Below are 16,158 nucleotides of genomic sequence, written 5' to 3'. Positions count from 1 at the left end.
AACCCTCTTGACCCCCATTTCCTCCGTCCCCATCCTTGGGAGCGCTCCCACTGGTTCACAGGTTGTGACGCCCACATCACATCGCCACCCCTCGCTCTTCGAACTGCAAGGAGGAACCAGGGCATGCCACAAAGACGGGCCGGCGGCCGTGGACCGCTGTCGCGGCCACCCTGGCACTACCGCTCGCCACGCTCACCGCTCTTCCCGCCACCGCCGACGCGGCGTCAGCCGAATGCAGCGTCGGCCAACGCCTCCGCCTCCGGCACCGGCACCGGCACCGGCACCGGCGCGGCCACCTTCGGCGTGACGGCCCCGGGCCACACCAAAGGCCACGGTCACCGCCACTCAGCTCGGCGCGTCCAAGACGTACGATGCCCGCTTCCTCGATCTCTACGGGAAGATCACCAACCCGGCGAACGGCTACTTCTCGCGGCCTACTTGGCGGGCGGGGCGGCGCCGACGTTCACGTGCCACCGGTTCTGGGCTCAGGCGGACATCGCGCTCGCCATAGGTTCGTACTACGTCGTCCTGATAGAGATGGAGCACCGACATCGGCGGCCAAGAGGGGGCGGCGGCATGGGTATCAGAGGGACGGCATTCAGCGCACTGGGCATAGGCGCGAACTGGGAGTTCACCAAGTCGGACAAGTTGATCGCGCAGCAGGTCATGGACTTCCTGGCCGACAGACGCGTCCTGACCATCGGGTCCGGGCGCCCCGAGATCGAAGCCACCTCCTGCCTCGCTTCGGCAGCTCAGTGCAGGCAGCGGCTCTCGGAGTTCCTGGAGCAGATCCACAAACCCAAGAGTGATCTGCGTACCTGGCTGCGGGCTCTGCGCTCCGCGTTCACCGACTTCATCGAGACCGGCGGACACGACGGCCGGCGCTTCACGAGCGACGTCGACGGCTACGAAGTGTTCAACCAGGCCTTGACCGACCTCCGAGAACAGGTACGCCTGGAGACCACCGCGGTAAGCACCCGGTACAAACTCACCGGCCTGGACCTCCCGGCCGGACGCCAACGCCGAGACGAATAGCCGCAGTAGCAGTAGCCGGACGTGTGCACCGTCTGCTCGGCCAGGTCGGGGGCGACTGTGAGCATCGGCGACCAGAGCATCGTGGATCGCCTGGACATCTGTGGCGTGGAGCCGGATCGCGGCACCGATGCCCGGCTGGGCCGCTGGGCCACGGATGCGAGATCGGTGCCCGCAAGGTCATCCCGGAGGGCGAACGCGACGGACGTATCCATAGGGTGTCCCCCATGCCTGCCACGCTAAGTTCCACGAAAACCGCCGCGGCGCTCCGCCAGTCGGCGCGGGTCTCCGCCGAGTTGCTGCTGGTTGTGGTGGCCGCTACAGCGGCGCTGTGGGTTCTGGGCCGGATGTGGTCAGTGATCTGGCCGCTCATAGTGGGCCTCTTACTCACCACGCTGACCTGGCCCCTTGCCCACTTCCTGCGCCGGCGCGGGTGGCCTCCCGCCCTGGCGGCCTCGGTGGTGACCGTGCTGTTCCTCGTGGCCGCTGCGGGCATCGTGGCGCTGATCGCAGTGCCGGTGGCCTCCGAGTCCGGCGAACTGAGCGACGGCGTGGTCGAAGGCATCGAGAAGCTGCGCCAGTGGGCCGCCGGGCCGCCCCTCAACATCGACGACGCCCAGATCTCAGGAGGAGTCGACTCGGCAACCGACCGGATCAAGGACAGCGCCGGCAGCATGGTCAGCACTCTGTTCACCGGAGTGAGCACCGTGCTGAACGGGCTGGTCACCGCGGTCCTGGCGCTCTTCTTGATGTTCTTCTTCCTCAAGGACGGCCCCCGCTTCCTTCCCTGGCTCGCCCGTCAGCTCCCCGGCCGACTCGCCATCCACGTCCCCAATGTGGCCGCCCGCAGCTGGGACACCCTGGGCGCCTTCGTACGCTCCCAGGCACTCGTCGGCCTGCTCGACGCCATCTTTATCGGCCTGGGCCTGTGGATCCTGGGCGTGCCCCTCGTTCTCCCGCTGGCCATCCTGACCTTCATCACGGCATTCGTGCCGATCGTGGGCGCCCTGTTCGCCGGCGCGGTAGCCGTACTCATCGCCCTGGTCTACAACGGACCGACCGACGCGCTGATCGTGCTCGCCATCATCCTCGTGGTCCAGCAACTCGAAGGCAACGTCTTCCAACCGATCATTCAAAGCCGCGGGCTCGGCCTGCACGCGGGCGTGATCCTGCTGGCCGTCACCCTGGGCACCAACCTCGCCGGCGTCGTGGGAAGCCTCCTCGCCGTACCGGCGACCGCCCTGACCGCAGTGACTTGGAACTACCTGCGCGAACAACTCAGCGACCCGCTCCAGGAGCCCGACACCGACGACGCACACTCAGACACCCCGGCCCCCTCGTAGCCCCTCGTCACTCCTCCTCGCAACTCCACCCCGACCGCGGTGACAGCCAAGGAGGAGCCGCAGGAACTTGCACTCGACGCCTCGACACCCTCGACGCCATTGATGGTGAGGTCCCCTCTCACCATCAATGGCGTCCTGTGCAGGGCAACCTTTTGGCTGCTCAGACGGTCATGCACTCATGACCCTCGCGTCCGAAGATGCCGGTATCTGGATCCTGCCCATAGTGCTCCTGTTGGGGTTGGCCGCTGTCGCGCCGATCGCGTGCGCGGTACTTGCCGGGCAGGTCTTCCTGCGCGTCGCGCGGTCTGCTGCCACGGGTGACATCTGGACCGCGTTCACCCCTGGCACATGGTTGCTCGCCGCAGGATCGGGTGCGCTCGGCGCAGGGTTTCAGTTCTCCCTCTCGGTGTACGGCTTGCCCGCCGCATGGGGCGCGACCGTGAGCTTCGTCTGCGGCTGTTTCGCCCTGGCCGCTTTGGCGATGTCGGGTCTCACGGCAGCCTTGAATCGGCATCTCAAGGGGCCGGTGGACGGGGCGGCGGAGACTGAGTACGGCGACGAGATCGTCCTGAGCGCACGCGGACACCGACCGCGCGGTTGACCGAGGCGCGGCGCCCGGACCGGGAGTTGATCGGGTAGGGATAGATCCCTGTCGCACCGGGGAGCATTCACGTCCGGCGCCCAGGCGCAGCTTGCGGCGCGTGCCGCTTCGAGAAGCGCGTGGTCGGCGCCGCCGCAACGCGCTCGCGGCGTAGGGAAGGTGGGCGTGGGTCCGTCGTGCCCGTGGTAGGGCATGTCGCCGAACTCCGCGTCGTCCTCCAGCTTCGCGAAGTACGGCAGCACATCCTTTCCGGCCCGGTCGGTAAAGCCGGTGGCGTCCCAGTCGTCGAAGTCCTCCATCGGTGGCCGGATCGTGGTTTGCCCGTTGAACGCAGAACTCCCGCCGACGCCGCGGTCGCGCCAATACGGCATCTGCGGCTGCCGGGCGGTCCTGGTCGCAAGCAGACCCGGCCACACCAGGCCCTGCGCGGTGGTCGGTCCCCTGCTCGTAGGGCTTGCCCCTCTCGCGTTGCGCTCGGGCGGCGTGGGGTCGGGCTGGTCCACACGTAGACGCGGACGCCGGGGCTGAGCATCGGCGGACTCAGAGCAACTTGCCGCATGGGTCCGGCAGAGCCGGCCGAATGGCCGGGCGTTCAGAGCCGGGGTCCTGCCCGCCTTGTCAGTGCCAGCTGGCACGATCGGAGCCATGACCAGCCACACCGACGCTCCCGTCCCGCTGCCGCCCAACCACCGCATGTCCGAGAGCTACGTCGACTGGGCGCGCACCCAGGAGCCGGGCGCCGAGCCCACCGCGCGCGCCGTGCTCGACCAGGCCGACCGGAAGCGGGGGCGGGCCTGGGAGAAGCCCGGTCGGTTCGTGGACGACATGGAGAGGCTGGCCCGAGGTCTGCCGACGGCCCACCTGCCCTGGTTCTGGGACACCATCGGTCACTGGCTGCTGGAGACGCACCGCCGCTCCGCCGCCCGCGCCTACGGCCAGGCGCGCGCCGCCGAACGAGATCACCGGCTACGGGTCGACCCCGACTGGCGGAGGGCGAACGTGCTGCTGTTCGCCCGGTTCGGCGCCCTGCCCACCGTCGAACTCAGTGGTCACCACACGTGGCTGACCGGAATCCTCGAACCGGGCGACGCGCACCTTGAGTTCGTACGCCTCCTGGCCACCTGGGCGGCATCGCCCGGCGAGCTCCCCGCCGACCTGGTCCGCCGGGTCCGCGACTCGTCCCGTGCCGCCGGTCTCGGCACCGAGGAGGAGGCACGGGTGCTGGGCGAGCTGCTGGCGGCGGCCCGGGGCAAGGCCGTGCCCGACCGGCTGCTCGATGCCGCAGCCGGGCCGCTCAGCGCCCACCCACCGACCGACGACCAGGCCACCGCACTGCTCGACCTGTTCCCTGAGTCGAAGAACGACGCGGCTGCCTGGCTGCGGCTGCTCATCCGCTGTGGTGCCGCCGACGCCGCGGCGACCGGGCGTATCGCCCCCGAGGGCGGCCTGGGCGACTGGCTGCGCCGCTACTGTGCCGGCTACTCGCACCGCCGTGTCGCCGGCGGCGGTGTGACCAGGCAGGCCATGCCGGCCGAACTCTTCGACCTGGTGGGCCGGTTCGCACCGCTGCTCCGGGCGGCCGGCACCCCGGTCCGGCTGCACGAGGACCGCTATCAGTGGCCGCACCTGGACGCGGACCTGCTCGACCAATGCCTCGCCGAGGGCGTGTCCGTCGAGGACCCTGGCGCCGCCACCCCCTTGGAGTTGTGGGGCGAGCGCTCGTGGCGGGACCTCAAGGCACTCGCTGCCGACCCGGTGTTCGGGCCCCGTCTGGAGGGCACCGTGCACGCCGGGCTCCGTTCCGGCCGCGGTGGCGTCGTCGGGCCCCGCCCCGGCACCGCCATCAGCAGACTCCCGCACAACCCAGGCGTTGCCGCCGAGGTGCACACCCGAGTCGAGAAGCTGCTCGACGCCCTGCGCGGCGGTGGCCTCGCCGCCGCCGACGAAGCCGTCGACGAACTGCGTGAGCTCCTCGACCGGCCCACCGCCATCGCGCTGGACGGCATCGAGGAAGCCCTCGACGCCCTCGACCTCACCGGCCCGCTGGCCCGCAGCCTGCGCGCCGGACTGCCCGAGGAGCTGGGCTGGCCCGCGCTGGAACAGGCCCTGACCGAGTTCCGGCCGGACGAGACCCTGCACGTCACCTGCACCTGGCCGGTGCTCACCGTGTACGGGGAAACGCGCGCCATCGCCGTCGACCACGCCGGCCGGCGCGGCGAGCACACTCTGGATCTGCCCGACGCCTCCTGTAGCCACACCGTGCACTGGGTGGGCGGCCGGTTCCTCGTCGCGTGGAGCGAGGACGAGGGCGACTGGCGACCCCGCAACGCCTACTGGTCCGACCGGCTCGGCGAGATCTTCGAACCGGAGGAGACGTACGGACTGGCCCCCTACGGCGGCAGCATCCAGGGCGGCCTCGGCTACCACTTCGAAACCCCTGACGGCAGTGGGCGCTTCGACGGCGAACGCGTCCTGCGCGCAGGAGGCCACGAGGGCATCGGCCACCGCGACTACCAGATGTACGACGGCCAGGCCCTTTGGAGTTCCGAGGTGTTCGGCGAACGCAGGAATGGCTGGGCCCGCTTCGACTCGGACACAGGCACCCTCACCGACGACCACACCCTGCCCGCACTCCACCGCCCCGCCGAAACCCCGCCCGGCACCGAGCCCTTCCCCGACCACCGGATCCTCGCCGCGCTGCCACCAGATGCGCCGCCCTCTCCGCTGGGCCAGGACGGGCGCCTCACCGGCTGCCGGGTCCGCTACCGCACGCCGTACGCCGGGCCCTCGCCCCGCGAATTCGTGCTGGAAAGCATCGACGGCCGCACCGCCTCCTACCGCAGCCGCACCTGGGGGCGCCGCCCCTGGGGCATTCTCGCCCTGCCGCTCGGCGGGGAGGACGCCGTCGTGACCGGCGAGATCACCATCCGCGGCCACGCCGCCGAGGACAACTCCCTGCTCTGGCAGGTGCGGGGCTTCCCCGGCAGCCGTGACCGCTCCCCCGTACGCGCCACCCTCGGCGAGCAGGCCGGACCGATGCCGCCGCCCGCCTACTGGCACTTCCTCGTCCCCCGTGACGAGGCATCCTCCACAGCCCTGCGGGCCGTTACCGACACCGACCTGCGGCGGCTACTGCAGCCCGGCACCGGCAGCGGCGACAACGCGCCACACCCCCTGCCCGGCGTGAGCGACCTGCGGGTGAGGGCCGGCGTCGACCGCGCCGCCCGGCTCGCCGCCGATGTTCTGCGCCGCCGCCGGGAACTGTCCCACCGGGTCGCCATCATGCGGTCGGGGCCGGTGGTCGACCTGCCCGACCCGGCACTCGACACCCGTCTCATCCCCGCCCTGCGCGGCCTGCTGCCCCAACTGCGGGCCTTCGAGGAGCATCCGCCACAGCCGCAGCCCGCGCTCCTCACATCGGTCGCCGCCGACGGCCGGTACCTGCGCGGCGAGATCGAGGACGAGGTCCGGGTGCTCGCCCTGCCCGCCACCCCGTCCGAGTGGGGCGGGCTGACCGGCCGGATCGACGCGGTTGCCTGGCGCGCCGCCACCTCCGCCACCCCCGACGAGGAACGGCAGGCCCTCACCGCACTGCTCGGCGTGTGGAGCCGGCAGCCGTTCGCCGAGGCGGACAGCGCTTGGCGGGTGGGCCGCGCCCCCGCGCAGCGGATCGCCGAACTCCGCGCCGACGGCGTCCTGATCGCCTCCGGCCCGGTCCGCGGTGGCCTCGCTCCCTTCCTCCATCGTGCCGCCGACCCGGCGCCCGCCGATGCCGAGGAGTGCGAGACCCACACCATCACCGGCGACGACACCACGCGGCTGCCTCGCCTGCTGGCGCTGCTCGCCGAACACGGCCCGCTGCCGATGCCCGAGGAGGCGGTGGACCTGTTCCGCTGGCGCACCGGCGTACCGCGCCCGGTCGCCGCCCTGATCCTCGACGGGTTCCCCGGCCGCGAGGACTACGACGAGCACCGCAAGCTGCTCCGCACCAAGCCGTACAAAGCCGACCAGAAGACCGTCTGGGCGTACGGGGCATTGCAGGGACGGCTTGGCCCGGCCGGCCGGCGTACCGTGCTCGCGGCGGCCCTGCCCGCGGATCCGGCCGAACTGTGGGCACCCGGCGGTATGACCGCCGCCGCGGACCGTATGGCCACCGCTTGGGCCGGACTCCTCGATGCCGCCCCGTACAGGGACGACGGCAGCCACGCCGCCGCCCTCGCCGCGGACCGCGGCCTGCCCGAGATGTGGGCTGCCGCCCTGCTCACCGGGCGCGCCCCGGAGCCCCTGGACGCCGAGGGGGTTCGGGACGCCGTAACCGCCATCACCTGGGCGCTCACCGAACGCCCGACCGGCGACCCGGCCGCAGCGGGCGCCCGCGCCCTCATCGACCAGCTCACGGACGCCCCCGCCGGCCTCCGCACCGCCCTGCGCCGCCTGGCGGACCGGTCCGCCGACACCCCGGTCCCGCCGGGCCAGTACGAGACCAACCCGCTCTTCAGCGTCCCGGCCCTGGTGGACACAGCAGCGGCGGCCCTCGGCGTGGGCCGCGACGCGGCGGCCCTCCACCTCCAACTGCACGCCCTCGACCGCCCGGCCGACCGCATCATCCGCCGCTGGAACACCTGGACCCTGGACCACCACCGCGCCGTCCGCAAGGAACTCACCGCAGCCAAGGCCCCCCGCCCAGCACCACCCACCCCGACGGACGACCCCGCAGCCCTCGCCATCCCGACTCCCGTTCACGAACGGTTCGCCGGAGCCTGGGCGGAGCAGGCACATCCAAGGCCACGGCGTGGCTGACTGATCGTTCCAGCCTCTCATTGCGTAGCCAGGACGCCGCGGTGGCGTCCTGGTGCGGCTGACGCCGCGATCGCCCACGGCTCAAACGGTCACGACGATCTTGCCCCGGGGATGGCCCGTCTCCAGGTGCTTGATCGCTGCGACGGCTTCGTCGAGCGGGTAGGTGCGGTCGATGGCCGGTGCGATCGTGCCGTTCTCGGCGAGCTGCTTGAGGGCCAGCAGGTCCTCGTGGCGCACCCTCGCGATCAAGCTGCTCAGCGTCTGGCCGAGGAAGGGCGAGAGTGCGTAGCCGCCGAGCTGGCGCCCCAGGCCGCCCACCCAGTCACCGCCGCCTTCGCCCCCGACCATCACCAGGACGCCTTTGGGGGCCAGGGCGCGGCGCAGCAGGGACAGCGGGCGGTTGCCTGCGGTGTCCAGGATGATGTCGAACAGCAGCTTGGAGTCGGTGATCTCCCCGCTGGTGTAGTCGATGACGCGGGTGGCGCCCAGTGCCCGCACGAAGTCCGCGTTGCCTGGGCCGCAGACGGCGGTTATCTCAGCTTTCCGCGCGACGGCAAGCTGTACGGCATAGGAGCCGACGCCGCCGGAGGCACCGATGATCAGGATCTTCTGCCCTGGTTTGCAGCGGGCCTTGCCGCTGAGGGCCTGGTAGGCGGTGACGGCGGAGACGGGGAGAGCCGCGGCTTGAGAGAAGGTGAGGTTGCCGGGCTTGGGCGCCAGCCTGTCGGCCCTGGCGCAGGCGTACTGGGCCAACGAGCCGTCGCCACTGCCGAAGACCTCTTGCCCCGGCTCGAAGCGCGTCACCTTCGCACCAACGGTCTCGACCACTCCGGAAAGGTCCCAGCCGCGGACCGGGTTCTTGGGCTTACGCGGTCCCAGAGCAAGACGGGCGATGTAGGGCTTGCCCGTCATGAGGTGCAGGATGCTCGGGTCCACCCCAGCGGCATGCACCTGGACCAGAACTTCGTTGTCCTTGGGAACGGGACGGGCGACGTCGCGCAGTTCCAGGCCGTCGGCGGTGCCGTAGGAGCCTTGGGCGATGGCCTTCATGGGCCCTCCTCCTGGGGAGACTGCCCCGAGCATCGCGCCGGCTCGACCCTGCTGACCAGCCTCCGGGTGGCCCCATGTCTCCTGCGGACCCTACGGTTCCCGAGAATTGTCAGCGCGGCGCCGGTCCTGCTTCCACCGTCTGGCCTCAGTACAGGGAGCTTCTTGCAGGGAGCTCAGTGCAGGCCGACAGAGAGGACGTCCAGGGCGGCCAGCGGGCCGGCAGTTCGGCGACCCACCTGGGCAACTTGTCCGGCAGCCGCCGGATCGTAAAGAATCTGCACCTGATCCTCGGACTCGCAGCTGTCCGTAAGTTGACGAATCCGACCATCGGCGTCGCTGAACTCGTAGGTACCGGAGTACAGCTTGCGCCCCTCGACGAGGACGCCGTAGGTGCGGAGCCGCCATGTCTCTCGGGTCATCTCCCAGCCTGCGCGCACGCCGTGGCGGAGCGGAATCGCGACAGCGCCGATCAACCAGCACGCCAGGGCCGCGTACCACTCAACCGCACCGGAAAACCGTTCGCCACCGATGCCCGCCTGATCACCGGAGAGGTGACCTCCAAAGCCTTGCTCGCGTCCGTGACCCCAGTCGCGTCCGCAGCCGCCGCTGATATCGCGTCTGAGGTCATGCGGGCAGCCCAGCCTAAAGCACGGAGCAGGAATTTGTGGTGGGGTGGGCGACGCGGAGAGGTTATTGCGGGCCGACCGGCTTTTGCGGCGTCGGGGTCGCTGCGGAGGTGTGGGTGGTGCCTGTCGGCGCCATGCGGCGCAGCAGGAAACCGGTGGCCAGGGCCATGGCGAACATCAGCACCGCGTACACCGCCGAGGGGATCGCCATGCGGGTGTTGTCCAGGAGCGAGGGGCTCAGAGCGATTGCCATCGACAGCGTGGTGTTGTGCATGCCGATCTCGAAGCACGTGGCAACGGACTGCCGGTGATCCCCGCGGACCAGCCGGGTCGCCCCATAGCCGACGCTCAAGGAAATGACGCCGAAAAGGAAGGTCACCAGGCCTACGTCGGCGAGGTAGCCCAGCACGTTCTCGCGCTCGGCGGCGAGCGCCGCAATGACGATGCCGACGAGCGCGGCCACCGCCGTCACCTTCACCACCCTGGTGGAACGCTCGGCGAAATCCGGTCGGCGGTGTCGCACCAGCATTCCGGCCGCCACCGGCACCAGGACCACCAGGAACACCTGCAGCGTCTTGTCGAAACGCAGACCCAGCGCCTCATCCGTTCCGCTCATGAAGTGGTTCAGGGAAAGATTCACCACGATCGGCAGCGTCACGACCGCGATCACCGAGTTGATGGCGGTCAGCGTCACGTTCAGGGCGACGTCACCGCCGAATAGGTGGCTGAAGATGTTGGCCATGGTGCCGCCGGGAGACGCCGCGAGCAGCATCATGCCGACCGCCGGCGCGGGGCCCAGGTCGAAGGCGAGTACCAGGCCCAGACAGGCGGCGGGCAACAGCACAAGCTGACAGAACAGCGCGCAGGCCACCGGCCGCGGGAACGCCGCGATCCTGCGGAAGTCGGCCACTGCCAGACCGAGCCCGAGACGAGGCGTACGAAGGGTTGTGCCAAGGTAGCGATCCGGTGAACACGACTTGCCGCAGCGTGAGTTCCACCTCAAGACCCCGCCGGAGTCATGCACCGGGCAGACCACGCTCCAGGGCGGCCGCCGCCCTAAGGTTGGCTGATGCGCACACGCCATATCGACCGCCCCGCTGATCTCGACGCCGTCCGGGAGTCCTATGACCAGGTGGCCGACAACTACGCCCACATGGTGGCGACCACCGGCATGGGCGACATCCGCCGCCACCCCTGGCTCAAGGCATCGATCGACGCCTTCGCCGACACCGTGGGCGACCTCGGGCCCGTCCTGGACGTCGGCTGCGGCCCCGGCACGGTGACCGGCTACCTCGCCGAACGCGGACTCGACATCTCCGGGGTGGACCTCCACCCGCATGATCGAAAACGCGCGCCGGCTGTATCCGCACTGCCGCTTCAGCGTCGCCTCCGCCACCGAACTCGACCTCGACGAGGCATCCCTGGGCGGGGTGCTCGGATGGTGGTCACTGTTCAATCTCCCCCGTGCCGTCCTCCCGCAAGTCCTGGCCCTGTTCGCACGCGCCCTGAAGCCGGGCGGACACTTCATCACCGCCACACACGTCGGCGACGAGGATGCAGTGCGCACCGAGGCCTATGGCGGGGTGCCCGTTCGCTGGACCACACACCAGTGGCGCCCGGAACAGCTCATCGACCTGATCGACCAGGCCGGACTGCACCCCGTCGCCGAGCTCCGCCTCCCCGCGAACGGGCAGAGCGGGCCGGGCGTGGTCGTCATGGCCGAGCGGCCCGCCTGAATCGGGGAGTACGTCGACGCCGTCGCCGGCCCACCCGCGACCGGAACATTTCCGAGGGTTGAATCGGGCGACGTCCGGCAAGCCGATCAGCGGCGCCGGGAACATCCAGTGCGGTCGGCACGGTTGCATCGATCGAGGGACGGTCCCTGGTGGGGCGGGGGCCACCGAGGCCATCCGCCCCACCAGGGCCCGGGCCCTCAGGGTCGCGGTACGCCCCCGCGCGCTTTACTGACTACGTATTCCTACAGAAGGACTGTTTCATGACTGACCGGCCCTTGACGCTCATGGCAGTACACGCCCACCCCGACGACGAAGCCACCGGAACCGGAGGGGTCCTCGCGCGGTACGCGGCAGAGGGCATCAGGACGGTCCTCGTGACGTGTACCGACGGCGGCTGCGGTGATGGACCGGGGGGTCTCAAGCCGGGCGACCCCGGGCACGACCCGGCGGCCGTCGCCCAGATGCGCCGTCGGGAACTCGAGGAGAGCTGTGACGTACTGAAGATCAGCGATCTGGAGATGCTGGACTACGCCGACTCCGGGATGGTGGGCTGGCCGAGCAACGACGCCCCCGGATCCTTCTGGCAGACCCCCGTGGAGGAAGGGGCCGCCCGGCTCGCGGAACTCATGCGGCACTACCGACCCGATGTGGTCGTCACCTACGACGAGAACGGCTTCTACGGCCACCCCGACCACATCCAGGCTCACCGCATCACGATGGCGGCGCTTGAGATGGTCACGCTGACACCGAAGGTGTACTGGACGACGATGCCCCGCTCGGCGGTGCAGCGCTTCGGGGAGACCATGCGCGAGCTCGACGAGAACATGCCCGAGCCCGATCCTGCCGAGGCCGCCGCGATGGCCGAGATCGGCCTCCCCGACGATGAGATCACCACGTGGGTGGACACCACCGCGTTCAGCGGTCAGAAGTTCGATGCGCTGGCCGCGCATGCCAGCCAGGGCGAGAACATCTTCTTCCTCAAGATGGGCAAGGAAAAGTTCGGCGAGCTGATGGGCATGGAGACCTTCGTACGCGTCAAGGACTCCACCAACGCCGCCGTACCCGAGAACGATCTCTTCGCCGGCCTGCGCTGACTCGCCCGACCGCCGGGGCCCGGCAGAACTCGGCGTCTCGGACACCCCCGGGCTCGCCCTACGCCAAGAAGCTCACGCCTTCCCGCGCTGACGGCACCTGCCCGACTCCCCCATGGCCAGACAGCCAGGCCACCACCCCCATGACACAGACGTGCCGGCCGCCGCGGAGGCCGGCACGTCAGAAGGCCACGAAGAACGGAATGGCGATGAGGAAGCGGTCGGCCTCGGCGCGTCGGCGCTGTTTGGCCAGCCACTCATCGGCCTGGTCACGACCGACGGCGCCACTCGTACAGGCCGGTTCGGCGAGCCTGATGAGCAGCGACAGCATCGCGGGATCGGTGAACACGCTGGTGTGCACCTCGACGGTGACGTCGTTGAAGCCGCCGTCCAGGAGCAGGTTGCGGTACTGGCGGCCGGCGCGGGGCGTGCCCAGGAGGTCGGCGCGGGCGTGCACGATCGTGCGAGTGAGCGCCGCGTCATCAGAGTCGACCATGATGGCGTCCCAGTCCTCGTCCCAGTCCTGCCCCGCCAGGACGATTCTGCCGCCCGGACAGAGGACGCGCCGAGCTTCCGCCACCGCGCGCCCCGGCTCCTGAAGTACGTGGAAGACCTCGTCGGCACGGTAGCCGCGCACGCTTCCGTCGGCGAACGGCAGATCCTCCGCCCCGGCATCCCAGAACTCGGCTGCCGAGCACCGTTGCCGGGCCGCGGCCAGCATCCGGGCCCGCAGCAGGCCGGCGCTCGGCGTCTGGTCCGCCGCGTCGAGGGCGGCCAGCAGGGCCTCGGTGTCGCGGTGCTTTCCACCGCTTCCTCGTTCTTGGACATGGACGCCAAGCTGCGACTTGCTGTCGGCATGAAGTCAAGCGGAGACAGCAGCGCGAGCGCGCTGAGCATCGGCGCTCTTGCGGCACGGTTCGGTCTCGCCACGCACGTCCTGCGGCATTGGGAGTCGATGGGCCTGCTGCACCCCGTACGGGACGCAGGCGGACGCCGCCGCTACGGTGCGGACGACCTCACCCGCGTGGCGCCGAAAGGCCGCCGGTCCTGTGGTGAGTCCAGCCCCTTCACCCCCAACTCCCGCGTCCCACACGGCCTGAGGACCGGGACCCTCTGCGAAGATCGGAGGATGGATGAGCTCATAGGCGCAGGGGACGGCGTGGAGCACCCGGAGTTGGGGCGTCATCGCCGTACCTACCGCCCGCTGCGCAGAGGGCCCTCCACGTACGCGATGCTCCTGCTGGCCCTGACCCCCTTCTCGATTCTGGCCTGCCTCGTGACGGTCCTCCTCGGCGCGCTGTTCGACTGGGAGGGGGCCGTTGCCCCCGGAGTGGTCGGCGCGCTGGCGCTGCTGGGGCCGTTCACTGTCCGGGTGCTGTGGCACTGGCGGCACACAAGAGTGGAGCTCCGCCTCTACGAGAAGGGTCTGGTCGCGATTGCGGCCGACGGTGCGGAAGCGGTCTATCCCTGGCGGACGACCTCTGTTTTCACCAGCGGCTCGCATCGCTACAAACTGTCCAACGCCGAGGGGACGGTCGTCACACTCGGGGCGGCGCACCATGGCCCCGTATTCGGCGGGGAGAAGATCCGGGGCCTGCGCACCCGTACGGTGATCAGGGGCGCCCAACTCCCCCAGGAGGAGGAGTGGGGTCCGGCGATCCGGCGGGGTGTGTGGGACGCGCAGTCCGCCCAGGCCGCCGAAACGGCTCTGAGCGGCGGTGAAGTCGCGTTCGGTGACCTTGTGCCGAGCCAGGACGGACTGACCGTGCGGCGCAGGCGCGGCCGGGACGACTTCACCACCTGGGAGGACGTCGACTCGCTCGCACTGACGGCGGAGGGTGACCTGCTGGTCACCTCACGCGGCAGCGACTTCCCGACGTACTTCCTGAGACCCGGTTATCAGTTGCCCAACCTGGACATCTTCCTCGACGTCGCCCGCCGGCTGCGCGAACGCAGGCCGCGGGCCGCATGCGCTCCGGTCACCCCGGCTCCGCCCGAGCCCGCGCCATCCGCCGCCCGCGACGAGCCGGAGTCGCCGAGCGAGGTGCCGGAACTCCTGGCCCTTTACGTCACGTTCGGGGTGGCCGCCTGGGCGGCCTGGCGTCTTGGCACGCTACGGGACGTCGACGGACCGGGCTCCGCACTCCTCACCGTCGCCAGGGCTGCCCTGGGGGCGGTGATCGGAGCGGTCTTCGGCCTTGGCCTCGCGGCAGCCCTCATGGCCGTGCCGAAGGCAGTGGCCGGACTGCTCGTCGAAGCCCTGATCCGCTGGTTCCGGCATCGCCGATACCTCGCCACGGCCGCCCTGGCGCTCGGCACGGTCGTCCCGGCGGTGGCGCTGCTCCTCGTCCTGTTCCACGCGATCCCCTCTCGTCTGGTGCCGCTGGTGGTGCTGCTGTTCTTCGGCGGCTGGACGTTGCTGCTCGCGGTGAGGCGGTGCGTCGCGTCCGAGCGCCGGATCGTGCGCCACCTTCCGGATCCGCTCGGCGTGTTCCTCGTCGTCCTCAGCGTCGAGCAGCTCGTCTCCGGTGACGTACTGACCCTCGCGCCGGCCGCCGGGCTCTTCTTCCCGCTCGCCATCTGGCTCTCCTGGCGCGGCTGGCGAAAGCTGAAGGACTCGACGCGGGCGACGGTACAGGCGGTGGCCGACATCGTCCTGTCCGTGCAACTCGGCCTGGTGCTGTGCGTTCTCATGGTGTGGCTGGCCAACGTCCTGTCGTTCACTCCGCCACAAGTCACCATCGTGCGGAACCTGGTGGAAAAGGTTCAAGGACTGACCGAGGTGCACTGGCTGTACTGGCTGGCGGCCTACACGGTGCTGGCTGTCGGCAGTTACGCCGTACTGCGCTGGCCGGACCGCATCGCGCTGGTCAGACGGCGGCTGCGCCCGGCGCGCTTCAGCTCGTCCCGGCTGCCGCTGGGCATGACCGCCAACTTCGCGCGCCGTTCCCTTTCAGGGATCAACGTCGGCATCATGGTCGCCCTACTGTTCATCGTCGTGTCGGCTCCCGTGTCCGAGGGCGCGTGGAAGCGGCCGGTGGCCGAGAGATACGCCCTTGAGGTGCAGCGCCGGCAATACGCCGAGGGCGCCGCGGCCGCGTACAAGGAGATCCACCAGCAGGTCTCGGCACATCCCCGGGCCGCGGCCCGGCTGAGGGCCGTGATTCTCGCCGTGCACCGGGCCGCTCCCTCACCGGCCGGGGAGCCCGCGAACCGGACGGCGCAGGACATCGCCCGGCAGGTCGGCCGCTTCCAGGCCTCAGCACTGGCTCTCGACGACCCTGAGTCACCGCCCACTCCCGCCCCGGAGGCCGATGACCTCGACGGCCGGCTCGATGAGCTCGGCGAGAGCCAACAGCGCACCGCGGAGCGGGAGCAGCAGACCGACCGGTTCGCCGAGCTCGCCTCCCTCGCGATCACCCGCACCTTCGACACCCTCGATCTGGGCGACAACCAGGCCGTACAGCTGGTCAAGGAGTACCTCGGCGGGCTGGTGGAGGACGGCCCGGTCAAGAAGATCTTCCACCGGTGGGGCCAGGGAATCGGCGGGCCCCCGCCCGACGGCGGACGACTCGTGCGCATCGACGTCCGCCGCCTGATGACAGTGGCCTACGTACGCACCCGGTCCGCTGTCGAACGCGCCGACGCCGACCTGCTCACCTTCTACGGCCGGTTCGGCATCGGTGTTCCCACCGACGGGACTTCGCTGACACCCGCGGTCGATCTGGCGAACCAGCACCGGTATCTGCGGCAGGGCACAGGGCCCTGCACCGGCTGCGTCAGCTCCACGACCAGCGGCTCCGGCACGGGCGGGGGTGGCGGAGGCCGCCGCTGAGCCGCGGACACCGGGCAAATCGTGTCTCACGGGTGAAGATGCCG

At 70.3% G+C, this 16,158-nt stretch carries 9 protein-coding genes and 4 pseudogenes; 7 read left to right on the top strand and 6 right to left on the bottom strand.

What is annotated here, in order from left to right:
• The first annotated feature begins 576 nt into the window (after positions 1 to 576).
• Entirely contained in the window at positions 577 to 1,035 is a 459-nt protein-coding gene (locus ACZ6JY_RS33065) for a DUF6650 family protein (RefSeq protein ID WP_469201983.1), read from the top strand.
• Positions 1,036 to 1,089: 54 nt separating this feature from the next.
• On the opposite strand, the pseudogene ACZ6JY_RS33060 reads toward ACZ6JY_RS33065, so the two are convergent.
• Positions 1,090 to 1,235: pseudogene (locus ACZ6JY_RS33060) on the bottom strand (VOC family protein); the annotation flags it as partial.
• Positions 1,236 to 1,259: 24 nt separating this feature from the next.
• Here ACZ6JY_RS33060 and ACZ6JY_RS33055 point away from each other — a divergent pair.
• Together ACZ6JY_RS33055 and ACZ6JY_RS33050 are read left to right on the top strand one after the other, a co-directional pair.
• On the top strand, positions 1,260 to 2,375 hold the full coding sequence (locus tag ACZ6JY_RS33055) for an AI-2E family transporter (RefSeq protein ID WP_469201874.1): 1,116 nt from the start codon (positions 1,260 to 1,262) through the stop codon (positions 2,373 to 2,375).
• 178 nt (positions 2,376 to 2,553) lie between these two features.
• On the top strand, positions 2,554 to 2,976 hold the full coding sequence (locus ACZ6JY_RS33050) for a hypothetical protein (protein ID WP_469201981.1): 423 nt from the start codon (positions 2,554 to 2,556) through the stop codon (positions 2,974 to 2,976).
• 230 nt (positions 2,977 to 3,206) lie between these two features.
• Here the strand turns inward: ACZ6JY_RS33050 and ACZ6JY_RS33045 are convergent.
• Positions 3,207 to 3,347 (bottom strand): annotated as a pseudogene (locus ACZ6JY_RS33045) (GMC family oxidoreductase N-terminal domain-containing protein); the annotation flags it as partial.
• Positions 3,348 to 3,621: 274 nt separating this feature from the next.
• Between ACZ6JY_RS33045 and ACZ6JY_RS33040 the strand changes: the two are divergent.
• Positions 3,622 to 7,776: a hypothetical protein gene (locus ACZ6JY_RS33040; protein ID WP_469201873.1), complete on the top strand. Its 4,155-nt coding sequence runs from the start codon at positions 3,622 to 3,624 to the stop codon at positions 7,774 to 7,776.
• Between the two features lie 81 nt (positions 7,777 to 7,857).
• On the opposite strand, the gene ACZ6JY_RS33035 is transcribed toward ACZ6JY_RS33040, so the two are convergent.
• The 3 genes from ACZ6JY_RS33035 to ACZ6JY_RS33025 all read right to left on the bottom strand — a co-directional run bounded on the left by ACZ6JY_RS33035 (position 7,858) and on the right by ACZ6JY_RS33025 (position 10,791).
• Positions 7,858 to 8,826 (bottom strand): NAD(P)-dependent alcohol dehydrogenase, encoded by a 969-nt coding sequence (locus ACZ6JY_RS33035; protein ID WP_469201872.1) that lies wholly within the window; start codon positions 8,824 to 8,826, stop codon positions 7,858 to 7,860.
• Between the two features lie 173 nt (positions 8,827 to 8,999).
• Positions 9,000 to 9,299, bottom strand: a complete 300-nt coding sequence (locus ACZ6JY_RS33030) for a hypothetical protein (protein ID WP_469201870.1) — start codon at positions 9,297 to 9,299, stop codon at positions 9,000 to 9,002.
• Between the two features lie 217 nt (positions 9,300 to 9,516).
• The gene (locus tag ACZ6JY_RS33025; protein ID WP_469201868.1) at positions 9,517 to 10,791 is read right to left on the bottom strand and encodes a bile acid:sodium symporter family protein; all 1,275 of its coding nucleotides are present in this window, start codon (positions 10,789 to 10,791) and stop codon (positions 9,517 to 9,519) included.
• On the opposite strand from ACZ6JY_RS33025, the pseudogene ACZ6JY_RS33020 reads away from it, so the two are divergent.
• A pseudogene (locus ACZ6JY_RS33020) lies at positions 10,684 to 11,188 on the top strand (class I SAM-dependent methyltransferase). The gene ACZ6JY_RS33025 and the pseudogene ACZ6JY_RS33020 sit on opposite strands and share 108 nt — an antisense overlap.
• A 260-nt stretch (positions 11,189 to 11,448) precedes the next feature.
• Positions 11,449 to 12,282, top strand: a complete 834-nt coding sequence (locus ACZ6JY_RS33015; protein WP_469201866.1) for a PIG-L family deacetylase — start codon at positions 11,449 to 11,451, stop codon at positions 12,280 to 12,282.
• A gap of 178 nt (positions 12,283 to 12,460) precedes the next feature.
• Here the strand turns inward: ACZ6JY_RS33015 and ACZ6JY_RS33010 are convergent, their stop codons facing one another.
• Entirely contained in the window at positions 12,461 to 13,000 is a 540-nt protein-coding gene (locus tag ACZ6JY_RS33010; protein WP_469201864.1) for a methyltransferase domain-containing protein, read from the bottom strand.
• 135 nt (positions 13,001 to 13,135) lie between these two features.
• Between ACZ6JY_RS33010 and ACZ6JY_RS33005 the strand changes: the two are divergent.
• Positions 13,136 to 13,309 (top strand): annotated as a pseudogene (locus tag ACZ6JY_RS33005) (MerR family transcriptional regulator); the annotation flags it as partial.
• Positions 13,310 to 16,158 lie beyond the last annotated feature (2,849 nt).

This window comes from Streptomyces sp. NPDC046335 (assembly GCF_055587985.1).
Note: the sequence above shows the minus strand (reverse complement) of the source record. Positions and strands in the feature narration are given on the sequence as shown.